Below are 21264 nucleotides of genomic sequence, written 5' to 3' on the forward strand. Positions count from 1 at the left end.
GGGTCCGCAGCCCGGAATCCCCTACGCCCCCGGCTCCACGTACGCCGCCGTCGCGTCGTCGTGCAGTTTCCAGCGCCGTACGCCCCCCGCCGCCGCGTCCGCGGTCTCCCGCTCCCGCACCCGCCGGAGCAGGCCGAGCGCGCCCTCCGTGCGCAGGACGCCGAGGCAGTCCGCCCAGTCGCCCGCGCCGAACAGGTCCACCCAGCGGCTCGCCCCGTCCGTGAGCGCCGCCAGGGCCCGCACCTCCGCGCGCGGGACCGTCCCGGTCACCGCCAGCCCCGCGACCGCCGGATCGGCCGCAGCCGTGAAGAAGCCGCCCTCCCGGTTCCGCAGCCGGTCCGTCGCCGCCACGGACCGCAGCACCTCGGCCGGCACCCGGTCGAGCCGGTCGTCCAGGACCGCCCGCACCGCCCCGTCCGGCCCCTCCAGGAGGAGGACCGAGTCGGAGAGGACGAGGTGCTCGACCACCGCCCCGTCCCAGCGGGCGAGCACCACGGTCGCCTGGGGCGTGCGTACGTGAGAAAGGTCACAGGTCCCTCGATGGGCTTCCGCGGTGCGCCGGATTGCCGCGGAGAGGATCTCGGACAGGGACATGTCCGGACGGGAAGCGGACAGTTCGGTCAAAGCCCCGCCGAGGCGGGCGGTGAACCACGGCACCCCGTGCACACAGCCGTCGTCGCCGACGGGCGGCGTCACGCCGTCGAGGAGGACCAGCGTCCCCCTGCCCCCCGCCGCGGACAGGACGGTGGTCACCCAGTCCTCATTGGGGCGTTCGGGGCTGCCGGGGAGGGAGGCGACGTCGCTGCGCATGGGCCCAGTGTGCCCGGGTCCGCACCCGGTCCCACCGAACCCTTCACCGGACCCGCGGAGGACGCGAAAAGGCCTGTACCAACGGGACGGACGCGACCGGAGGAGCGGAACGGACGCCACCGCGGAGCTGCGGGCGGGCATCCTGCCAAAGCCCGCGCGGAAGATCCAACCGGGGCCGCTCCAGGGCCCCGGGACCCCGTCCGGGGAAGTTGTTCGCCAACTCCGGAGTGTTGTTCACTCGTTCGGGTGGCGGAGCGGCCGATGCCCGTCCCCTTCCCGGAAGCGCTGGAATGGTCGGAAGCCGTATCGGGGGTGGGGGCGCTCCATGTGACCGGCCGTCACCTCTGCTTTGTGGCTGGACGAGTCAAGAATGCGAGCACCGGTGCAGATGAAGCGGCCTCGGAGCAAGAACGGCACGCGGAGCCAGGGCCCCGGTGTCCCGCCGGCCCAGGACGGCACCGCCGCGGCCCCCGCCGGAGGCACGGCCGCCGACCACGCCCGGACCCCGTCGTCCGCCCCGACGCAGCCGTCCGCCCCCGCCGGCGGCACGCCCGCCCCGGCCGGCCGCGCCAAGCGCGTCCGCAACCGCCTCGTCGTCGGCGTCGCCCTCGTGGGCGTCACCGTCCTCGCCGCCGGCGCCCCCGCGATCCTCACCGCCTCCGCCGGGCTCACCGACTCCCAGCGCCTGGTCACCCTCGCCGAACTCGACCGGCAGGCCGTCACCCTCGCCCACTCCCTCGCCGACGAGCGCGACGAGGTCGTCGCGTACATCGCCGCCGGCCGCGACGCCCAGACCGGCGACGCGAAGAAGAAGCGCCGGGTCACCCCCGTGCGCTCCGCCCGCGTCGACCGGCAGATCGACGAGATCCGCCCCGCCGCCTCCCCCGAGCTCCGCCGCGACCTCGCCGGCGTCCCCTCCGTCCGCCGCGCCGCCCTCACCGGCGAGGGCACGGCCCTGGAGGCCCACAAGGCGTACTCCGACGTCATCGACAAGCTCCAGGCCCTCGCCGACGAGCTGGCCGACCGCACCCCGGCCCGCGCCGCCGACCCCTCGCTCACCGGGGCCACCCGCGCCCCCGCCGCCCTCGGCCGCGCCGTCGAACAGGCCTCCGCCACCCGGGGCCTGCTCCTCGCCGCGCTCGCCGTGCCGCAGCCCGAGCCCACCGGCGAGTTCCGCTACGACGCCACGACCGGCACCTACGTCCCCGAGGAGCCGAAGGGCGCGGAGGAGGCCGACCGGACCCGCGACCGCCTCACCGCCGCCGCCCAGCAGGCCCGCGTCCGCGAACTCGCCGCCCTCGGCGACTTCGACCAGGCCGCCGGGGCCGCCGCCCGCGACTCCCTCGCCGGCACCGTCACCGGACCCGACGTCAAGAGCGCCGAACGCTCCCTCGCCTCCCTCACCGACCAGCCCCGGCTGACCGAGGCCGAGCGCGGGACCGACCCGGCCGCCCTGGAGGCCGCGCTCTCCGCCCGCGTCGAGCAGATGCGCGGCGTCGAGTCCACCCTCGCCGCCCAGCGCGTCGCACGCCTCTCCGCGCTCCGCGACGACGACGTCACCGCCCTCGAACTGCGCCTCGCCTTCCTCGGCGGCTGTTTCCTCCTCGCCGTCGGCGTCTCCACCTACGTCGCCCGCAGCCTCACCCGGCCGCTCGCCGTGCTCCGCATCGGCGCCGCCCGGCTCGCCGCCGCCCCCGACCCGGCCGCCGAGGAACCGGTCCGCTTCACCGGCCGCAACGACGAGTTCGCGCAGACCGTCCGCTCCCTCAACACCCTGCACGGCAAGCTCGCCGGGCTCGCCGCGCGCACCGGGCACCTCACCGCCGAGCGGGCCGGCCTGGCCGCCGGCAAGGAGGCCCTCGCCGCCGAGCTCGCCGCCCAGCGCGCCGAGCTCCAGGGACAGGTCGCCCTCCTCACCGCCGACCTCGAAAAGCTCCGCGGCACCGTCCGGCACACCTTCGTCAACCTCTCCCTGCGCAACCTCGGCCTCGTCGAGCGGCAGCTCGGCGTCATCGAGAAGCTGGAGGAGCGCGAGCAGGACCCGGACCGCCTCGGCACCCTCTTCAAGCTCGACCACATGGCGACCGTCATGCGCCGCCACAGCGAGAACCTCCTCGTCCTCGCCGGCCACGAGCACGTCCACGGCCACGCCGGGGCCGTCCCGCTGGTCGACGTGCTGCGCGCCGCCGTCAGCGAGATCGAGCGGTACGAGCGGGTCACCATCCAGTCCCTGCCGCCGCACGCCCAGGTCGCCGGCTTCGCCGCGGACGACCTGAGCCACCTGGTCGCGGAGCTCCTGGAGAACGCCACCTCCTTCTCGCCGCCCGACGCCGAGGTCCAGCTCTCCGGCTGGCTCCTGGAGACCGGCGAGGTGATGCTCTCCGTGCAGGACGCGGGCATCGGCGTCACCCCCGCCCGCCTCGCCGAGCTGAACGCCCGCCTGGCCGAGGCCGACCCCGACGCCTTCGGGGGCGAGGGGCTCGGCATGCGGGTCGTCGCCCTGCTCGCCGCCCGCCACGGCGTCCGCGTCGAACTGCGCGAGCAGCAGCCGGGCGGCACGGCGGCCGTCGTGGTCCTGCCGCTGCCCCTGCTGCCCACCGCCCCGCCGGCCGCCGTGACGGAGCCCGTACGGGTCGCGGGCACGGCCCCCGCGATCCAGCTGCCCGGCTCGGTCGCGGAGGCCAACTCCAACACCCTGCCCTCCCGCACCCGCGACCCCCTGGTGGAGGCGGCGGAACGCGCGCTCGCGGAGGCGGAGCCCTCCGGGGGGCGGCCGGAGGAGCCGCACGGACCGGAAGGCACGGCGGAGGAGCCGCACGAGCCGCACCAGCCGGAGGAGCCGCACCAGCCGCAGGCCGTCTCCGGGGAGCCGTACGACTCGGAAGCGCGCCGGGCGGTGCGCGAGCCGTACGCCCCCGAGCCGGAGCCCGCGCCCTCGGAGTCGTACGAGCGTGAAGAGGCCCCCGCCCCGCTGTCCGTCTCCGAGACCACGCTCCAGGTCCGGCTGCCCGTCCCGCCGCAGGAGCCGGACGCCCACGAGCGCGCCGCCGACGAGGACACCGGCACCGGTGCCGGGACCGCCGCCGGACCCGACGCCGTCCGCCCCGTCCCGGCGGAGCCCGCCGCCCCCGAACCGGCCGCCGACCAGCCGCCGGTTCCCGGGCCGCGCCCCGCGCAGTGGGAGCGGATCACCGACAAGGGCCTGCCCAAGCGCACCCCCCAGGTGGTGCGCCAGGCCGGACCCGCCGCCGCTCCCCGCCGGGGCGGCGTGGACGCCGAGGCCCTGCGCCGCAGGCTCGGCGGCTTCCACCGGGGCGCCGAGGCCGGCCGCCGGGACGTGGAGGCCGAGATGGGCACGACGGGGACGGACACCACGGGGATAGCGAACGCAAGGACTGCACGTACAGAGGAGAAGACGGGGGACACAGTCGAGGAGGCACGCAGTTGACCGCGACGGGAACGTTCGGACTGAGTACGGAAGCCCGCAACCTGCAATGGCTGCTGGGGAATCTGGTCGAGGAGGTGCCGGGGGTCCGCTCGGTGGCCGTAGTGTCCTCGGACGGCCTGATGCTGCTGTCCTCCGACCCGGAGACCCAGCAGGACACCCCGGACGCCGACGAGGCCGGCCGCCCCGCGGGGCCGCGCGGCTCCAGCGCCGACCTGGCCACCATCGTCTCCGGCATCGGCAGCCTCACCGTCGGCGCCGCGCGCCTGATGGACGGCGGCGGGGTCAAGCAGACCATGGTCGCGATGGACGAGGGCAGCGTCTTCGTCATGTCGATCAGCGACGGCTCGCTGCTCGGCGTGCACGCCACGCCCGACTGCGACATGAGCGTCGTGGCGTACCACATGGCGCTCTTCGTGGGCCGCGCCGGACACGTCCTCACCCCCGAGGTCCGCAGCGAGCTGCGCAAGACGCTGGAGGGCCCCCGGTGACGGCCGTGTCCTCGGCGGCGCCGGCCCCGCACGCCTTCAAGCTGCCGGTACGCGGAGAGGGGCGCCGCCCCGCGCGCGTGCGCCCCTACTCGCTGACCGGCGGCCGGACCCGCTTCGGCCACGTCCTGCTCGTCGAGACCTTCGTGGCGGCGCTCGAAGCGCCCGCCGCCCGCAAGGTCCTGACGGACGGCGGGCCCGGCGCCCGCGGTCTGATGCCGGAGATGCGGGCCATCGTCGAGATCTGCCGCCGGATGCGGACGGTGGCGGAGATCTCGGCGCTCCTCAAGATGCCGTTGGGGGTCGTCCGGGTGCTGCTCAGCGACCTGGCCGACCAGGGAAAGATCCGTGTGTACGGGACCGGTCACGGCACCGGCCAGCCCGACCGCGCGCTCCTCGAAAGGGTGCTGAGTGGACTCCGTCGTCTCTGACGCCTCCGCCGTCTCCGGGACCGTCCCCGGAGGCGTCGCCGAAGCCGCCCCCGAAACACGGGCGGCCGTCGGCATCCCCGCGCAGCCCCGCCCGGATCCGCTCGCACCGGACACCGAGGACGGCGCGCAGGACTGGCAGCTCGACCACAGCAAGGCCCCGACGGCGACGAAGATCGTCGTCGCGGGCGGGTTCGGCGTGGGCAAGACCACCTTCGTCCGCGCGGTCTCGGAGATCACCCCGCTCCAGACCGAGGCCCTCATGACCCGGGCGAGCGAGGAGACCGACGACCTCACCGCCACGCCGGACAAGCTCACCACCACGGTGGCGATGGACTTCGGCCGGATCACGCTCGACAACGACCTGGTGCTCTACGTCTTCGGCACGCCGGGACAGCAGCGCTTCTGGTTCATGTGGGACGACCTGGTGCGCGGCGCGATCGGCGCGATCGTGCTCGCCGACACCCGGCGGCTCACCGACTGCTTCCCGGCCCTCGACTACTTCGAGAGCTGCGGACTCCCGTACATCGTGGCGGTCAACCACTTCGAGGGCAGCGAGTCGTTCGAGGCGGAGGACGTCAGGGAGGCGCTGACCGTGCCCCCGCACGTCCCCGTGGTGATCATGGACGCGCGCAAGCGCTACAGCGTCGTCGAGACCCTGCTGGCCATGGTCGCGCACGCCCTGGACGCCACCCCCGAATAGCCCGCCCCCTCACGCACGCCACGCCAGGAGCACCACCCATGCGGAAGATACTCATAGTCGGGGCCGGACAGTCCGGCCTCCAGCTCGCCCTCGGACTGCAGTCGCGGGGGTACGAGGTCACCCTCATGTCGAACCGGACGGCGGACGAGATCCGCGCCGGCCGGGTCATGTCCACCCAGTGCATGTTCGACACCGCCCTCCAGCACGAGCGGGACCTCGGACTCAACTTCTGGGAGACCCAGGCCCCCCGGATCGAGGGCCTCGGCGTCTCGGTCGCGGGCCCCGACTCCTCCCGCCTCATCGACTGGGTCGGCAGGCTCGACGGGTACGCCCAGTCCGTCGACCAGCGGGTGAAGATGGCCGGCTGGATGGAGACCTTCGCCCAGCGCGGCGGCCAGCTCGTCATCCACGGCGCGGCCGTCGGCGACCTCGACTACTTCTCCCGCAACTACGACCTGGTGCTCGTCGCGGCCGGCAAGGGCGAGCTGGTCTCCATGTTCGAGCGGGACGCCTCCCGCTCCCCGTACACCGAGCCGCAGCGGGCGCTCGCCGTCGCGTACGTCCACGGCCTCGGCCCGCGCCCCGAGCACCCGGACTTCGACGCGGTCCGCTGCAACGTCGTCCCGGGCGTCGGCGAGCTCTTCGTCATGCCGACCCTCACCACCGGCGGCCGCGCCGACATCCTCTTCTGGGAGGGGATCCCCGGCGGCCCGCTCGACGTCTTCAAGGGCGTCAAGGACCCCTCGGAGCACCTGGCGCTGACGCTGGAGCTGATGGAGCGCTTCACGCCGTGGGAGTACGCGCGGGCCACCAGGGTCGAACTGACCGACGCGGGCGGCACCCTCGCCGGCCGCTACGCCCCGACCGTCCGCAACCCGATCGGCCGGCTCCCCGGCGGCGGCCTGGTCCTCGGCGTCGCGGACGTCGTCGTCGCCAACGACCCGGTCACGGGCCAGGGCTCCAACTCGGCCTCCAAGTGCGCGGCGGCGTACCTCGCGTCGATCGTCGAACAGGGCGACGGCCCCTTCGACGAGGCCTGGATGCGCGCCACCTTCGACCGCTACTGGCAGACGGCCCGGCACGTCACCAAGTGGACGAACGCCATGCTGTCCCCGCCCCCGGAGCACGTCCTGAACCTCCTCGGCGCGGCCGGCCAACTCCAGCCCGCCGCCGACCGCTTCGCCAACGGCTTCGACGACCCCTCCGACTTCGAGAACTTCTTCTACGACCCGGAGAAGACGGGCGCGTACCTGGCTTCGCTGACGCGGGGCTGACGGAAGGACGGACCGGCCGCCGCCACGACCGCCGAAAACCGGTCGTGGCGGCGGCCCGTTCCGTTCGATCATGTGGGCATGTCCCTCTCCGACACCCTCGCCCGCGTGGACGCGGACCTGGCCGCCGGTCGTGTGCCGATGGCGCGGCAGCGGCTGCGCGGGCTCGTCTCGTCCTTTCCGTACGACCTGACCCTGCGCCGCCGGCTCGCCGAGGTGTACCGGCTGTACGGGGACGCGGCGGAGGCCGGGCGCTGGATGTACCTCGAAGAGGACCGGCGGGAGGACGAGACGGCCGCGTTCGAGGAGCGGTACGGGTCCGCCGCGCGGCGGATGAAGGCTCTCGCCTGGTGGGGGCCCGAGGCGCTGGCCGCCACGGCCTTCGCCGAGGGGCGGCTCGCGGCGGTGCGGACGGCTCGCGCCGGGGAGCTGGGGCGACCGGTCGACTGGGACGATCCCGCCTCGTACGAGGAGCGCTGGGACGAGGGGCTCCCGCCGGACGAGCGGAGCTGGACGCTCGCCGGTGTGCTCGTGGGCGGCGCCTGTGTCGTGGGGGTCCTCCTCAACCTGGGGGTCTGGGTGGTCGGGCTCGTCGCGATCGCCGACTGAGCCGTTCAGGCGCGGTCGAAGCCCTCGTCCTCGCCCGCTCTCGCGTCCTCCGGAAGGTTCGGTGGCGTGTACGAGGTCAGGGCCGTGCCGGCCGGGTCCGGGCGTACGGCTCCGAGCAGGGGGTTCGCCGCGATCGGGGAGACCTTCACCTTCGCGCCGGGGCGCGGTGCCTGGACCACCAGGCCCTCGCCGAGGTAGACCGCCACGTGCGTGGCGCCCGGGAAGTAGACCACCAGGTCCCCGGGGCGCAGTTCCGCGAGGGACACCCGGGGGAGCGTCGCCCACTGTTCCTGGCTGGTGCGGGGGATCTCGCGGCCCGCCGCCGCCCACGCCCGCTGCGTCAGTCCCGAGCAGTCGTACGCGTCCGGGCCCTCGGCCCCCCACTCGTACGGTTTGCCGATCTGCCCCACCGCGAACCGCAGGGCCTCCGCGCCCGCCCGGGACGGGGTGCGCGGGCCGTCCAGGACTCCGGAGCCCAGCAGTTCGCTCTGCGCTCCCGCGGTCTGTGTCCGCTCCAGCTCCGTGAGCCGGGTGAGCTGGGCCGGGGAGAGGCCGGCGAGCGTCTTCTCGACCTCCTTCAGTCTCGTCCGGACCTCGTCGCGCCGGGTGCGCTGTTCGGCGGCCAGGCGTCGCTGTTGGTCCACGGCCTTGCGGGAGGCACCCGCGAGGGCGTCGGCCCGCCGGGCGGCCCCCGCGAGCCGGGAGACGGCGCCGGCCCGGTCCCGCCCCTCCCGGGCCGCCAGCCGCTCCCGGTCCATGGCCGTCCGCGGGTCCGGGGCGAAGAGCACGTCCAGGTACGAGGAGAGCTCCGACCTTCCCCGGTACTGCTCCCGGGCGATCCGCCCGGCCTCGGCGCGCTCCCGGTCGAGGGCCGCCCGCGCGGCGGTGAGCCGGGTCGCGAGCCCCTTCGCGTCGGCGGTCCGGAGCTTCAGGGCCTCCTCGGCCGCGTTGTACCGCTCGGTCGCCTCCTCGGCCTGCCGGTAGAGGGCGCGCAGGCGGGTGAGCAGGCCGGTGACCGAGGTTCCGCCGGGGGGTGCGAGGGCGGCCGCGTCGTCGGGGTCCGTGTCTTCCGGGGCGGCCGGAGGGGGCGGAGTGGTCGGTGCCGTCGGTGCGGGGGTGTCGGGGGCCTGCGGGTCCACCGGGCCCACCGGCTCCCGTTCCGGGTCCGGCCGGGCGACCGGAGGCTCCGGGGGCGGGTCCGCCGGGGCGGCGCCCGCCGGGAACGGTCCCGTGAGCGCCGCCAGCGCGGCGAGCGCTCCCGTGCAGACCGTGCGCAGCAGTCCTCGTGACACGTCACCACCTCCACGGGGATGATGACGGTTCAATTCGTGCGATTACCGCATGAAAGGGGGCGAGTCCGGTGTCCTCACCCGGTCGGACTCATCCGGTCGGACTCATCCGGTCGGACCAGGGTCCCCGGACCTCCCGTCCGGCTTCGACCACGGCCACCGCAGCTCGCGTCGCTCCCGGCCCCCGGGGGCGTACTCGTACACCCAGCCGCGCTGGAGGCCGAGCCGCTTCGTGTACCCGGCGGGCTCGCGCCGGTAGGCGTACACCGTCGGCGGGTTCCCGTCGTGCGCCGGGACCGGGACCTCGTACCACTTCGGCGGGTGGCCCGTCGGGCCGAGGAGGATCGGCAGGACCCGGCCGTCCAGGGGCCCGCCGCGGAAGGGGGTGTTCTCGCTTCTCACCCCTCCAGTCTCCCCCGCCGCCCCCGTCCCCGGCTCACAGCAGGTGCGCGGCCTCGCTCACCACCGGGATCGCCCGGCGGGCCAGGTCCGCCACCGGCCCCTCGGACGTCTCCTGGGCGAGCAGCCGCCGGACGACCCCCATCGTCTCCTCGTCGCCCGCCGCCGTCGCGGTGAGCAGGGCGACCAGGTGGTCCACCATCCAGTCGCGCAGCTCCGCCGCCGGCGGCTGCTTCTCCTCGCCCAGCCAGATGAGCGAGGCGGCCTCCACGGCGGCGATCCACGTCCGCACCAGCATCCCGAGCCGGAGGCCCGGCCGCTCCACCTCCAGGTGGAGGAGGATCTGCTCGGCGGCGGCCCGCCGCACCTCGTCCACGATCGCGGTGGTCTGCGGGGTCTCGACGACGCTGCCGCCGCGCAGCAGGGCACTGAATCCCGCGTCGTACTCGTCGACGAAGGCCAGGTAGCGGTCGAGCACCCGGCCGAGCCGCTCCGTGGGCGGCCCGTCGAGCGGCTCGGCGAAGCAGCGGTTCAGGGCGTCGGCGGAGGAGCGCAGGGCGGCCTCGTACAACTGCTGCTTGCCGCCCGGGAAGTAGCGGTAGACGAGGGGCCGCGAGACGCCGGCCGCCTCGGCGACGTCGTCGAGCGAGACGTCCTCCGGCGTCCGGTGGGCGAAGAGCCCCAGGGCCGCTTCGAGGAGCTGGCCGCGCCGCTCCTCGACGCTGAGCCTGCGGTAGGCGGGCGTGGCGGGACTCGTCATGCTCCGCAGCGTAACCGCGCGCCCTTCCGGCCGGGAGCGCGGTCCGATTCCCTCACGCCGGCGACCCCGGCGCCCGCCCGCACGGCCTCCCGCCCCCGGCGCGGCTCCGTACGACCGACCCCCCTCGGACTCCGTACGAGTTATTGACGGGTCGTCAACAGCGTGTGAGCCTGCTGGGACCGGACCCGAGCCAGGTCGGAAGAAGGAGTACGTCCATGTCGACGCACGACCTCTACGCGAACGCCCCCGACGGAGCCGTCTGGGACGTGCCGGCCGCCGGCGCCGCCCGCTTCTCCTGGGACTACGACGACGGCCGCGACCGCCTCCTCGCCCTCTACCAGAAGGGCAAGGACAAGCAGTGGGACGGCGCCACCCGCATCGACTGGGACCTGGAGGTCGACCCGTACGACCCGCTCGGCACCCCGGACGAGGCCCTGGACCTGTACGGCACCCGGTACTGGGACCGGATGACGGAGAAGGACAGGGGCGAGCTGCGCCGCCACTACTCCTCCTGGCAGTTCAGCCAGTTCCTCCACGGCGAGCAGGGCGCCATGATCTGCGCCGCCCGGATCGTCGAGTCCGTCCCCGACCTCGACGCCAAGTTCTACTCGGCCACCCAGACCATGGACGAGGCCCGGCACGCCGAGATCTACGGCCGCTTCCTCCACGAGAAGGTCGGGATGCTCTACCCGATCGACGACAACCTCAAGGGCCTCCTCGACGACACCCTGCGCGACTCCCGCTGGGACATGCCCTACCTCGGCATGCAGGTCCTCATCGAGGGCCTCGCCCTCGCCGCCTTCGGCATGATCCGCGACACCACCGACAAGCCGCTGCCGAAGCAGATCCTCGCGTACGTGATGCAGGACGAGGCCCGGCACGTGGCCTTCGGCCGGATGGCCCTGCGCGACCACTACCGGCAGCTCTCGGACGCCGAACTCCGCGAGCGCGAGGAGTTCGTCATCGAGGGCTGCCACCTGATGCGCGACCGGCTGCGCGCCACCGACGTCCTGGTGAACTTCGGCGTCCCGCGCAAGGAGGCCGCGGAGCTGACCGAGCGCAGCGAGTTCCTCCGGCTCTTCCGCAAGCTGCTCTTCGGCCGGATCGTCCCCTGCGTCAAGGACATCGGCCTGTGGGGGCCGCGCCTCCAGAAGGCCTACCTGGACATGGGCGTCTTCGACCTCGGCGACTCCAACCTGGACCTGCTGATGGCCCAGGACGAGGAGGTGGCGGAACGCCTCGACGCGGAGCGCTTCGCGCGGGAGGAGCGGGACCGGGTGGCGGAGGTGGCGGGGGCGATCGAGGCGGGGGCGGAGTAGGGACCTCAGGGGGCGGGCGGACGTAGCTTCCCGGGCCGGGTGGACGTAGCTTCCCGGGCGGGCCGGGTGGACGTAGCTTCCCGGGCGGGCCGGGTGGAGGGGCGGCCGCGTGAAGGCCCCGCCGCCTACCCCCTCCCCTCCGTCTCCAGCCGCAGCGCCTCCTCCATCACCGCCTTCGCGACCGGCGCCGCGCTCCCGCCCCCGCTGATGTCCGTGCGGGAGGCCTCCGCGTCCTCGACGACCACCGCCACCGCCACCGCCGGCCGGGCGGAGCCCTCGCCCTGCGCCCAGGCGATGAACCAGGCGTACGGGGTGCCGGTGTTGCCGAAGCCGTGCTGGGCCGTGCCGGTCTTGCCGCCGACCCGGGCCCCCGGGATCGCCGCGTTCGTCCCCGTCCCCTCCTCCACGGCCCGCACCATCAGTTCCTGGAGCCGGAGCGCCGTCGAGGGGTTCATCGCCTGCCGGTGGCTCCGGCGGGCGGTCCGCTCCACGGTCGCGCCGCCGGAGGTCGTCGTGCGGTCGACGAGGTGCGGGCGGGCGATCTCCCCGTTGTTGGCGACCGCCGCCGCCACCATCGCCATCTGGAGCGGGGTCGCCGTCGTGTCGAACTGCCCGATCGACGACAGGGCCAGCTGGTCCGGGCTCATCTCCCGGTCGAAGGTGGACCTCGCCACCCACGACGGCACCCGGAGCGCCGTGTCGTTGAAGCCGAACCGCTCCACCGCGTCGACCATCCCCGTCAGGCCCACCTCCACCCCGAGCCCGGCCATCACCGTGTTGCACGACCACTGGAGGGCGTACGCGAGGGAGGCGTCGCCGCACCCCTTCGCCTCGTTCGGCAGCACCTGCCGGGTGCCGGGCAGCACGAACGGGTCCGGGGTGTCCGTCGGCGCGTCCACGTCCCGCACCACACCCGCGTCCAGGGCCGCCGCGGCCGTCACGATCTTGAACGTGGAGCCCGGCGGGTACGCCTGCCGCAGCGCCCGGTTCAGCATCGGCCGGCCCGGCGCCGAGTTCAGCCGCTTCCAGGCCTCCGCGACCCCCGGGCCCGTCCCGGACAGCACCCCCGGGTCGTACGAGGGCGAGCTGACGAGCGCCAGGATCCGGCCGGTGGCCGGCTCGACCGCCACCACCGCGCCCCGCTTCCCGGCCAGCCCCCGGAAGGCGATCTCCTGCATCGACGCCCGGATCGTGGTGAGCACGTCGCCGCCGGGCTCCCGGCCCCGGGTGAGACCGTTCAGGAACGGCAGCGGCGCCAGCATCGGGTCCGTGCCCGCGAGGACCGCGTCCTCGGCGCCCTCGACGAGCGTCGTGCCGTACGTCTGGGAGGCGTAGCCGGTCAGCGGCGCGTACAACGGCCCCTGTCGGTAGGTCCGTTCCCAGCGCAGCTGCTGTCCGCTGTCCCGGGAGCCCGTCACCGGCCTCCCGTCGACGACGATCTCGCCGCGCGGCTGCGCGTACCGGCCGATCGCGATCCGACGGTTGGCCGGATCGTCGTTCAGGGACCCGGCCTCGACGACCATCACGCGGCCCGCGTTCACGAGCAGCGCGGCCAGGAGCAGGAGGCAGAGCGCGGCGGCGCGCCGGATGTGGCGGGTCACCGGGCCGCCCCGGGGGCGTACGCGGTCGCGGGGCCGGTCACGCGGCGCCCTCCTTGACCCGCACGGGCTCCCCGGCGCCGGCCGGCTCCGGTCGCGGGGCGCGCGCCGAGTCGCTGACCCGGACGAGGAGGGCGACGATCACCCAGTTGGTCACTACGGACGAACCTCCCTGGGCCAGGAACGGCATCGCCATACCGGTCAGCGGGATGAGCCCCATCACCCCGCCCGCGATCACGAAGACCTGGAGCGCCACGATCGAGGCGAGCCCGATCGCGAGGAGCCGCCCGAAGGGGTCGCGCAGCAGGAGGCCGGCGCGGTAGCCACGGCCGACGAACAGCGCGTACAGCAGGAAGAGCGCGGACAGGCCGACGAGTCCCAGCTCCTCGCCGGCCGTCGCCAGGATGAAGTCGGACTTGGCGGCGAAGCCGATGAGCACGGAGTGGCCGAGGCCGAGCCCGGTGCCGAGCATCCCGCCGGCCGCGAAGGCGAACAGGGACTGGGCGAGCTGCCCCGGCCCCTCGCCCGCCCGGATCGAGGCGAAGGGGTCGAGCCAGTCCTGCACCCGGCCGTGGACGTGCGGTTCGAGCGAGCCGACCAGGAAGGCGCCTGCGGAGGCGAGCACCAGGCCGACCGCGACCCAGCCGGTCCGGCCGGTCGCCACGTACAGCATGATCACGAAGAGGCCGAAGAAGAGCAGTGAGGTGCCGAGGTCCCGCTCCAGGACGAGGACGCCGACGCTCAGCAGCCAGATCGCCACCACGGGCCCGAGGACCCGCCCCGGGGGGAGCTGGATCCGCCAGATCCGGCGGCCGGTGTACGCGAGGGCGTTGCGGTTGGCGGCGAGGTACGCGGCGAAGAAGACCGCGAGCAGGATCTTGGCGAACTCGCCCGGCTGGAAGGAGAGCCCGCCGAGCCTGATCCAGATCCTGGCGCCGTTCACGGCGGGGAAGAAGATCGGAAGGAGCATCAGGCCGAGGGCGGCGGCCACGCAGACGTACGCGTACCCCTGGAGGGTGCGGTGGTCGCGCAGCAGCAGCACCACCAGGATGAAGAGCGTCACCCCGAGCGCCGACCAGACCAGCTGGGTGGCCGCCGCCCGGTCGTACGGCGTCTCCAGGTCGAGCCGGTGGATCAGGGCCAGGCCCAGGCCGTTGAGCAGGACGGCGATCGGCAGCAGCAGCGGATCGGCGTACGGGGCGCCGAAGCGGACCGCGAGGTGGGCGACGAGCGCGAGCAGGCCGAGCCCGGCCCCGTAGCGGGCGGCGTCCGGCGGTACGGCGCCGCCGCGGGCGAGACCGACCGCGGCGTAGCCGTAGACGGAGATGAGGACGGCGCAGACGAGGAGGGAGAGTTCCACGCCGCGGCGCTTCGGGACGCGTACGCCGGGCGGGGGCGCGTCCGCTCGCGGTGCGGTCATGGGCGCAACGTAGCAAGCGGTATGCGCTATGTCCCTTTTGTGTGACGGTGTGCCGTGTGATGGTGTGCCGCGTTCCGGCGTGCCGCCGCGCTCCTTCGACGGCCTCCCGGCTCTCTGCGGCCCTTCTCCTCAGCCGTTCTCCTCCGGTGGGGGATTCGGCGAGGAATTCGGCGAGGGATCCGACAAGGGTCCGGGCAGGGGCTCGTACGCGGGGAGCCGCAGCCGGGCCTCGGCACCCCCGCCGGGCGCCCCGGCGAAGGTCAGCTCGGCGCCGATCACCTCCGCCTGCCCCGCCGCGATGGTGAGCCCCAGCCCGTGCCCCTTGCTCCCGCTCTCGGTGCGGAACCGCTGCGGCCCGGACTCCAGCAGGTACGCCGGGTACCCCGGCCCGTGGTCCCGCACGGTCACCACGGGCCCGTCCACCGTGACCACGACCGGGGGCGCCCCGTGCTTGTGCGCGTTGGCCACCAGGTTGCCGAGGACCCGCTCCAGACGCCGCCGGTCCGTCTCCACGGTGGCGTCCCGGACGATCCGCACCTCCGTCTCCGTGCCCGAGGCACGGACCACGCGTTCGGCCAGCGGGGCCAGTTCGTGCGCCGCCAGGTCCACGGTCTCGTTGCGGGCGTCGAGCCGCGAGATCTCCAGCAGGTCCTCGGTGAGCCCGCGCATCGCCCGCACCCGGTCCCGTACGAGCTCCGAGGGGCGTCCCTCGGGCAGCAGTTCGGCGGCGGCCGTGAGCCCGGTCAGGGGGGTGCGCAGCTCGTGCGCCACGTCGGCGGTGAACCGCTGCTCGCTCTGCAGCTTCCGCTGGAGCGAGGAGGCCATGGTGTCGAGCGCGCCGGAGACGGTCGCCACCTCGTCCTGGGGCCGAGTGGGGTCCTTCGTCCTCGGGTCGTCCACGCGCGCGTCGAGGTCGCCGGCGCTGATCCGGCGGGCCACCCGCGCGGTGAGGTGGAGCCGGCGCGTGACCCGGGTGACGGCGAAGACGCCCACGAGCAGGGTCGCCCCGATCGCCAGGACGGAGGAGCCGAGCAGCGAACGGCCGAGCGCGTCGATCGTCTCGGCGCTCTGCGAGTGGTCGAGGCGCACGGCGAGGGCCCGGCCGTCGGCGGGGCCCGCCGCCCACATCGCCGGCCGGCCCCCGCGGTCGGCGACCACCGTGCCGCGCTCGCCGCGCAGGGCGAGCGCCCGCAGGGGGGCCGGGAGGCCGGGCGGGTCGACGCCCGCGAACCGGGGGAGCGGCTCGCCCTCCTCGTACAGGTCGGTGACCTCGCCGAGCCGGACCAGCGCCTTCTCCCGGGCGTCGTCCACGGTCTGCCGGGTCACGGACACGTGGACGAGGGCGCCGAGCAGCGCGGCGAGGGCGCAGCACATCACCGCGATGAACACGGCGGCCTTCCAGGTGAGCGTCGCGGTCCAGGCGGGCCGCCGGAACACCCTCACGGGGCCTCCTCCGGAGGGGGTACGGGGAGCGCGGGGGGTACGGGGGAAGGCGCCGGGCCCGCGCCGGAGGGCCGGCTGCCCGGCGGTCGGCCCTCCGGCGGCCCGCCGGGCGGTCTCGCCCGGACGATCTCGTCCCGGGTGGGCAGCATGCTGCCCTGCCGCTCGTCCCAGGACCAGGCGGTGCGGTACTCGTACCCGGGGATGCCGGCCGAACCGACCCGCATGATCAGGTCCCGGCCGGCCAGCTCCACGCTGATGACCTGGTCGACGGTGGACATGATCCGGGTCAGCCCGCCCTCCTCGGCGCGGTAGACCCGTACGGCGACCTGCTGCTCGGGCATCCGGATCCCGACGATCAGCTCCTCCCGGCCGTCGCCGGTGAGGTCGCGGTAGTACGGCCGCATGACCGGACAGGCGGCGGGCGCGCGCACGCAGGCCTCGACCGCCCGGGCGGTCTCCTCGTACAGCCCGTCCGCGCCGCTGCGCGCGTCGGGACGGGCGCGCACCTCGGCGCGGACGACCTCCACCGCGTCGGCGGAGCGGACGTCGCCGCCGGTCACCCGGATCCCGGGGACGCGCTGGATGTCGGACTCGCCGTAGTCGATCGGCGGATTCGTGGCGGGCGGCAGGTCGGGCCAGAGCCGTACGGGTCCCACGGCGGGGCTCGTGGGTCCGGCGCTCTCCAGGCCGCCCGTACCGGCGCTGCCGCACCCGGCGAGCGCGAGGACGCCCAGGGCGCCGACGGCGGCGTGCACTCCGCGCGGTCCCACGTGGCCACCTGCTCCTCGGTCGTCGACGGGCTGCTCCCCCCTAGACCTTATGCGGAACACCTTGTGGAGGTTATGGAGGCCGAAGTCCCTTTTGCCCCTCCGGCCCGGCGAGGGCCTCGCGGGCACCCCTCAGTACGCCCCCCGCTCCATCCGGGCGAGGGCGGCCCGGCACAGGGTGAGGAGCTTCTCGTCGAGGTGGACGTCGTGCGAGCCCGAGGCGCCCTCGCGGGCGTTGTGGCGGCGTCCGCGGGTCAGCTCGGTGAGGACGGCCGACCGGGCCGAGGCGGCGGCGGGGCCCATCTCCGCCAGGCACTCCGCGATGTCCACGCGCGCGTGCCGGTTCTCCTCCCAGACGGCGAGCAGCACCGGGAGGGTCTCCGCCGTCTCGCCGGTCGTCCGCCACAGGGCCGCGGCGGCGCGGACCCGCACCCACGGGTCCCGCGAGGCGAGGGCAGGCCGCAGGGCCGGGGCCGCCGGGGCGGCGGCGGGACCGATCTCGCCGAGGACCCGGGCGGCGGCGCACCGGTCCGCGTCCGGCACGCCCGGCCGCAGCCACCGCTCCAGGACCGGCAGCACCTCCGCCGCGTCCTCCTCCGCCGCCCACAGGGCGCGCGCCGCCGCCGTGGAGACGGCGGCCGAACCGTCGGCCAGGAGCTCCCGCAGCTCCGGCACGGCCTCCCGGGCGGCGGGCCCGAAGGCCGCGAGGGTGCGCAGGGCGGCCTCCCGCACCCGGTCGCGCCGGTTCGCGGGCGCGCCGCGCAGCACCCGCAGCACCTCGGGGAGGGCCTGGGCGCCCCGCACGGCGGCCAGGGCGTGGAGCAGCGGGGCCGCCCGGTCGTACAGCCGCTCGTCCAGCCCGACCCGGGCGAGCCGGCGCCGGAGCGCGGGGGCGAGCGTCGCCGCCGAGGGCCCGAGGCCGTCCGTGGCGTACAGCAGCTCCCGCCGCACCTCGTCCTCCTCCAGGGCGCGGGCGAGCAGCGGCACCGCGCGGATGTCCCCGGCGCGGGCGAGGGCGATCAGCGCCCCGTCCCGGCCGGACCGCCCGACGGCGCCGTACCCGCCGGCCGGTCCCGGGGGAGCGGCGGCCAGGCGCGCCACGAGCGCGTCGGCGGCGGGCGCGCCCAGCTCGAAGAGCCGCTCCAGGAAGGAGGTGGCGGCCTCCCGGAGCCGGGGCTCGGGATCGTGGAGCTGGTCGCCGACGAGCCGGACGACCTCCTCGTACCGCCCGCGCCAGACCCGTATCAGACTTCCGCACAGCCAGATCGCGTCCGAACGCTGTCCCCAGTCGGGGCTGCAGAGCTGGGCGAGGACCAGCGCGATCCGGTCGTCGACGCGGTCGTCGAGCGCGGTGTGCAGCGTCCGCAGCAGCTCCTCGGTCCAGGGGGCCGGCCGTCCGGCCGCGTGCTCCTCCAGGAGCTCCCGCACCTGCCCGATGAGCGTCGGGGCCGCGCCCCGGGGGGTGCCGGACCCCGTCCCTGCGGTGGACGCGGTCCTGATCTCCTCCAGCAGCGCCGTCACCCACGGCACGACGTCGTCGGGGATCTCGCCCGGCGCGCAGCGCGCCCGCTGCGCGAGGGCCGCGAGCCGGAGCCCCGGGTCCTGCGCGGCCCGGGCCAGCCAGCCGAGCCAGTCGACGGTCTCGGCGCGCAGCGACGCGTGCCGCAGGGCGAGCTGCCCGACGGCGGCCACGAGGGCGAGCCGCACCTCGGTGTCCCGCTCGACGGTGAGCCGCTCCCGCAGCAGGGTCAGCACCCGGGCGGGCTCGGGGTGCAGCGAGGCGAGCGCGCACGGCGCGGCGAGCCGCACCTCGGGGTCGGGGTCCGTGACGAGGCCGAGGAAGACGTCGGCCCCGGCGGCGATGGCGGCGGCGGCCATGGCGTAATTGGCGGCGGGAATGAACTCGCCGTTCTCGCCCGGGTGTTCGCCCATCTCCTCCTCCTCCTCGCCGTCCAGCTCGATCCCGCCGATGCTGGTGAGGAGTTCGACGAGGGGGCCCCGGTCCTGGACGCCGGGGTCGGCGACGAGTTCGAGGAGGAAGGGGATGCAGGCGAGGGTCGAGTCGTAGACGTCGCCCTGGTGGTGCACCGCCCCGTACATGCCGTCGAGGGCCGTCTCCCGCTCGGCGGGATCGGCGGAGGCGAGTCCGCGGAGCAGCTCCGGCACGTCGTCCGCGGGGCCGTACGCATGCCCCAGCGAGGCCCAGTCGACCTCCTCGATCCCCGTCAGCATGGCCATGCCGCCTTCCCCGTGAGCGCTGTACCAGGCAGCAAGTGTGCACCACAGGACGGACAACGAGGCCGTACCGCCGACACCCGCCCCGCGAGGGGCCCGCCTTCCGGTCTCTTTGCGCCATGTACGCTGCGGAACAAGGCAGTTGCCCTGTGTGCCCGCCTCTCCGGCCCCACCGCCCGCCTCCCGGGCGCGGCTTCCTCCCCACCTCTCCGACCGGACCGCCGTCACCCGCGCGGACGGCCGGTGTCCACGACCCGCGGCGCGCGGGGCGGTGCCGGGAACCCTCCGTACCGCTCCATACGTGGCGCGATGTCGTCCCTGACGGAAACGGGCCCTCGGCACCGGACGGAGAACGGCCGCACGCCCGGCGACCGGCCGCCGTCGGACGGCTGTTCGGCGGCCGTTCGGCCGAAGTGGCGCGGTCCCGGCGGAAGTTCACTTGACTCGCTCTCCGCGGGACGGGTCATGATCGGACCATGACTTCCGCATCCTTCGACCCCAGGGCACTCCTCGCCGAGAGCCGCCTCGGCGTCCTCGCGACCATCAAGGCGGACGGGCGTCCGCAGCTGTCCCCCGTCCAGCCCTCCTACGACGGGTCGGCGGGCGTCATCCGCGTGTCGACCACCGCCGGCGCGGCCAAGGCGGCGAACCTGCGGCGGGACCCCCGGGCCACCCTCGAGGTCACCGGCCCCGACGGCATGACCTGGGCCACCGCCGAGGGCGTCGCCACCCTCACCGGACCGGGGACCGACCCCCACGGGCCGGAGGTCGAGGCGCTGGTGGACTACTACCGGGCCGCCGCCGGCGAACACCCGGACTGGGACGAGTACCGGGCGGCGATGGTCTCCGACCGCCGGGTGCTCATCACCATGACCGTCGACCACGTGTACGGCGCCGACATCCGCTGACGGGGTACGGCGGGTACGGCGGGTACGGCGGGACTGCGGCCGCCCGGGAACGGCGTACCCCTCGGCACGGCCCCGCACGGCCCCGCACGGCCCCGCGCCGCTCAGCCGGCGCGGGCCGGCAGCAGGCCGCGGACGAGCTCGGTCACCTCTTCGGCGTGGGCGTCGAGGAAGAAGTGGCCGCCGGGGAAGACGTGCGTCCGGAAGGCGCCCGAGGTGTGCTCGCCCCAGGCCCCGACCTCCTCGACGGTCGCCTCGCGGTCCCCGTCGCCCGCCAGGCCGACGACCGGGCAGGTCAGCGGCCGGCCGGCGGTGTCCTCGTACGAGGCGAGGGCGCGGTAGTCCCCGCGCAGCGCGGGCAGGACCAGCTCCAGCAGCTCGGGCTCGTCGAACACCGCGCTGTCCGTCCCGCCCAACCTCTTGACTCGGTCCACGAGTTCGGCGTCATCGAGCGGCGCGGGCCGGTCCCGCCACCGGGCGGCGGCGGGCGCGCGGCGCCCCGACACGACCAGGAGGTCCGGCTCGCCGCCGGGCAGCCGGGCCAGTCGCACGGCGACCTCGTACGCCAGGGAGGCCCCCATGCTGTGCCCGAGCAGCGCCCGGGGACGGCCGTCCGGCGGGCCCAGCGCCTCCGCGATCAGATCGGCGAGGCGGTGGAGGTCCTCCACCGGCGCCTCGCGCAGCCGGTCGAGGCGCCCCGGGTACTGCACGGCCGACACGTCGACGGCGGGGGTGAGCGCCAGGGCGAGGGGCCGCCAGTAGGCGGCGGAACCCCCGGCGTGGGGGAAGCACACCAGCTCACCCCCCGCACCGCCTCCGGCCGGCGCCCCCGCCCCCACCGGGAACCGCCGCAGCCAGACGTCACGCGTCCGTCCCATCCCGCCCCACCCCACCGCACTCCGAGCACCCCCGGCCACCCCGGCCGCCGACAAGGCATCGTAGGAGCACTCCGACCGGGACGTCCCCCGAACCGGCCGGTGCCGCACACTCCGGGATACTCCGGTCATGGACACGGCGAACGGCGGCCCGGAGCTCGATCCGCGATGGGCCGCTCCGGACGACAACGTGTGCGGCGTGCTGCACGGTTGCCGTGACGCCTCCGTCGTGGCCGCCCGCTTCGTCGGCGCGGGATGGAGTTCCCGCTCGTCGTCCTGGCACGGCTACGAGCTGGAGACCGACTGGTGCCGGATCGAGGTCGAGCCGGCCGGCGAGCGGGACGTCCTGCTCAACGGCGTCGTCGACCCCGACCGCGTCGACGAGTTGGGACGGCTCCTCGACCGGCTCGGGCTCCCCTGCGAGCTGGAATTCGAGGACGGGGACGACACCTTGCTGTGCGAGAGTCGGGGCCGACCGTCCGGGTGAACAGGGGGAGGGC

The 21264-nt window shown here is 75.2% G+C and carries 19 protein-coding genes; 9 read left to right on the top strand and 10 right to left on the bottom strand.

The features are described from left to right. Positions 1 to 21: 21 nt before the first annotated feature. Positions 22 to 810, bottom strand: coding sequence for a hypothetical protein (locus tag ACFY7E_RS04510; protein ID WP_389480638.1), 789 nt, complete (start codon positions 808 to 810; stop codon positions 22 to 24). Positions 811 to 1180: 370 nt separating this feature from the next. Here ACFY7E_RS04510 and ACFY7E_RS04515 point away from each other — a divergent pair, with 370 nt between their 5' ends. The 6 genes from ACFY7E_RS04515 to ACFY7E_RS04540 all read left to right on the top strand — a co-directional run bounded on the left by ACFY7E_RS04515 (position 1181) and on the right by ACFY7E_RS04540 (position 7754). Further along, the gene (locus ACFY7E_RS04515; RefSeq protein ID WP_389480640.1) at positions 1181 to 4258 is read left to right on the top strand and encodes a nitrate- and nitrite sensing domain-containing protein; all 3078 of its coding nucleotides are present in this window, start codon (positions 1181 to 1183) and stop codon (positions 4256 to 4258) included. After that, positions 4255 to 4746: a roadblock/LC7 domain-containing protein gene (locus ACFY7E_RS04520; protein WP_389480643.1), complete on the top strand. Its 492-nt coding sequence runs from the start codon at positions 4255 to 4257 to the stop codon at positions 4744 to 4746. The genes ACFY7E_RS04515 and ACFY7E_RS04520 overlap by 4 nt, the downstream gene beginning before the upstream one ends. 5 nt (positions 4747 to 4751) lie before the next feature. After that, complete coding sequence (locus tag ACFY7E_RS04525) at positions 4752 to 5174, top strand: DUF742 domain-containing protein (protein WP_389481047.1); 423 nt, start codon at positions 4752 to 4754, stop codon at positions 5172 to 5174. Next, on the top strand, positions 5155 to 5874 hold the full coding sequence (locus ACFY7E_RS04530; RefSeq protein ID WP_389480646.1) for an ATP/GTP-binding protein: 720 nt from the start codon (positions 5155 to 5157) through the stop codon (positions 5872 to 5874). The genes ACFY7E_RS04525 and ACFY7E_RS04530 overlap by 20 nt, the downstream gene beginning before the upstream one ends. 38 nt (positions 5875 to 5912) lie before the next feature. Next, positions 5913 to 7148 carry a styrene monooxygenase/indole monooxygenase family protein gene (locus ACFY7E_RS04535; protein ID WP_389480648.1) on the top strand — a complete coding sequence of 412 codons (1236 nt, stop codon included), beginning with the start codon at positions 5913 to 5915 and terminating at the stop codon, positions 7146 to 7148. Positions 7149 to 7226: 78 nt separating this feature from the next. After that, on the top strand, positions 7227 to 7754 hold the full coding sequence (locus ACFY7E_RS04540; protein WP_389480650.1) for a DUF6584 family protein: 528 nt from the start codon (positions 7227 to 7229) through the stop codon (positions 7752 to 7754). Between the two features lie 5 nt (positions 7755 to 7759). Here ACFY7E_RS04540 and ACFY7E_RS04545 read toward each other — a convergent pair whose 3' ends face one another. The 3 genes from ACFY7E_RS04545 to ACFY7E_RS04555 form a co-directional block, all read right to left on the bottom strand. Continuing rightward, on the bottom strand, positions 7760 to 9046 hold the full coding sequence (locus ACFY7E_RS04545) for an NlpC/P60 family protein (RefSeq protein ID WP_389480652.1): 1287 nt from the start codon (positions 9044 to 9046) through the stop codon (positions 7760 to 7762). Between the two features lie 102 nt (positions 9047 to 9148). Continuing rightward, positions 9149 to 9445, bottom strand: coding sequence for a hypothetical protein (locus ACFY7E_RS04550; protein ID WP_389480653.1), 297 nt, complete (start codon positions 9443 to 9445; stop codon positions 9149 to 9151). A gap of 34 nt (positions 9446 to 9479) precedes the next feature. Further along, entirely contained in the window at positions 9480 to 10202 is a 723-nt protein-coding gene (locus ACFY7E_RS04555) for a TetR/AcrR family transcriptional regulator (protein ID WP_389480655.1), read from the bottom strand. A 215-nt stretch (positions 10203 to 10417) separates the two neighbouring features. Between ACFY7E_RS04555 and ACFY7E_RS04560 the strand changes: the two genes are divergently transcribed. Then, positions 10418 to 11521: a ferritin-like domain-containing protein gene (locus tag ACFY7E_RS04560; protein ID WP_389480657.1), complete on the top strand. Its 1104-nt coding sequence runs from the start codon at positions 10418 to 10420 to the stop codon at positions 11519 to 11521. 125 nt (positions 11522 to 11646) lie between these two features. Here ACFY7E_RS04560 and ACFY7E_RS04565 read toward each other — a convergent pair whose 3' ends face one another. The 5 genes from ACFY7E_RS04565 to ACFY7E_RS04585 all read right to left on the bottom strand — a co-directional run bounded on the left by ACFY7E_RS04565 (position 11647) and on the right by ACFY7E_RS04585 (position 18981). After that, on the bottom strand, positions 11647 to 13122 hold the full coding sequence (locus tag ACFY7E_RS04565) for a penicillin-binding transpeptidase domain-containing protein (protein WP_389480660.1): 1476 nt from the start codon (positions 13120 to 13122) through the stop codon (positions 11647 to 11649). Positions 13123 to 13159: 37 nt separating this feature from the next. After that, positions 13160 to 14539: an FtsW/RodA/SpoVE family cell cycle protein gene (locus ACFY7E_RS04570; RefSeq protein ID WP_389480663.1), complete on the bottom strand. Its 1380-nt coding sequence runs from the start codon at positions 14537 to 14539 to the stop codon at positions 13160 to 13162. Between the two features lie 129 nt (positions 14540 to 14668). Further along, the gene (locus ACFY7E_RS04575; RefSeq protein ID WP_389480666.1) at positions 14669 to 15982 is read right to left on the bottom strand and encodes an ATP-binding protein; all 1314 of its coding nucleotides are present in this window, start codon (positions 15980 to 15982) and stop codon (positions 14669 to 14671) included. Next, the gene (locus ACFY7E_RS04580; RefSeq protein WP_389480669.1) at positions 15979 to 16752 is read right to left on the bottom strand and encodes a hypothetical protein; all 774 of its coding nucleotides are present in this window, start codon (positions 16750 to 16752) and stop codon (positions 15979 to 15981) included. The genes ACFY7E_RS04575 and ACFY7E_RS04580 overlap by 4 nt, the downstream gene beginning before the upstream one ends. 129 nt (positions 16753 to 16881) lie before the next feature. Then, complete coding sequence (locus ACFY7E_RS04585; RefSeq protein WP_389481049.1) at positions 16882 to 18981, bottom strand: PBS lyase; 2100 nt, start codon at positions 18979 to 18981, stop codon at positions 16882 to 16884. A 479-nt stretch (positions 18982 to 19460) separates the two neighbouring features. Here ACFY7E_RS04585 and ACFY7E_RS04590 point away from each other — a divergent pair, with 479 nt between their 5' ends. Beyond that, the gene (locus ACFY7E_RS04590) at positions 19461 to 19892 is read left to right on the top strand and encodes a PPOX class F420-dependent oxidoreductase (protein ID WP_383444876.1); all 432 of its coding nucleotides are present in this window, start codon (positions 19461 to 19463) and stop codon (positions 19890 to 19892) included. Positions 19893 to 19993: 101 nt separating this feature from the next. Here ACFY7E_RS04590 and ACFY7E_RS04595 read toward each other — a convergent pair whose 3' ends face one another. Beyond that, on the bottom strand, positions 19994 to 20767 hold the full coding sequence (locus ACFY7E_RS04595; RefSeq protein WP_389480672.1) for a thioesterase II family protein: 774 nt from the start codon (positions 20765 to 20767) through the stop codon (positions 19994 to 19996). Between the two features lie 127 nt (positions 20768 to 20894). Here ACFY7E_RS04595 and ACFY7E_RS04600 point away from each other — a divergent pair, with 127 nt between their 5' ends. Continuing rightward, complete coding sequence (locus tag ACFY7E_RS04600; protein WP_389480674.1) at positions 20895 to 21251, top strand: hypothetical protein; 357 nt, start codon at positions 20895 to 20897, stop codon at positions 21249 to 21251. The last annotated feature ends 13 nt before the right edge of the window (positions 21252 to 21264 follow it).

Source organism: Streptomyces sp. NPDC012825 (assembly GCF_042900925.1).
Taxonomy (GTDB): Bacteria; Actinomycetota; Actinomycetes; order Streptomycetales; family Streptomycetaceae; genus Streptomyces.

What these genes read in the sequence shown, in the direction of transcription:
- ACFY7E_RS04510 (WP_389480638.1), bottom strand. Translation starts at nt 810, where the DNA reads ATGCGCAGCGACGTCGCCTCCCTCCCCGGCAGCCCCGAACGCCCCAAT.
- ACFY7E_RS04515 (WP_389480640.1), top strand. Translation starts at nt 1,181, where the DNA reads ATGCGAGCACCGGTGCAGATGAAGCGGCCTCGGAGCAAGAACGGCACG.
- ACFY7E_RS04535 (WP_389480648.1), top strand. Translation starts at nt 5,913, where the DNA reads ATGCGGAAGATACTCATAGTCGGGGCCGGACAGTCCGGCCTCCAGCTC.
- ACFY7E_RS04540 (WP_389480650.1), top strand. Translation starts at nt 7,227, where the DNA reads ATGTCCCTCTCCGACACCCTCGCCCGCGTGGACGCGGACCTGGCCGCC.
- ACFY7E_RS04555 (WP_389480655.1), bottom strand. Translation starts at nt 10,202, where the DNA reads ATGACGAGTCCCGCCACGCCCGCCTACCGCAGGCTCAGCGTCGAGGAG.
- ACFY7E_RS04560 (WP_389480657.1), top strand. Translation starts at nt 10,418, where the DNA reads ATGTCGACGCACGACCTCTACGCGAACGCCCCCGACGGAGCCGTCTGG.
- ACFY7E_RS04570 (WP_389480663.1), bottom strand. Translation starts at nt 14,539, where the DNA reads ATGACCGCACCGCGAGCGGACGCGCCCCCGCCCGGCGTACGCGTCCCG.
- ACFY7E_RS04585 (WP_389481049.1), bottom strand. Translation starts at nt 18,981, where the DNA reads ATGCTGACGGGGATCGAGGAGGTCGACTGGGCCTCGCTGGGGCATGCG.
- ACFY7E_RS04590 (WP_383444876.1), top strand. Translation starts at nt 19,461, where the DNA reads ATGACTTCCGCATCCTTCGACCCCAGGGCACTCCTCGCCGAGAGCCGC.
- ACFY7E_RS04595 (WP_389480672.1), bottom strand. Translation starts at nt 20,767, where the DNA reads ATGGGACGGACGCGTGACGTCTGGCTGCGGCGGTTCCCGGTGGGGGCG.
- ACFY7E_RS04600 (WP_389480674.1), top strand. Translation starts at nt 20,895, where the DNA reads ATGGACACGGCGAACGGCGGCCCGGAGCTCGATCCGCGATGGGCCGCT.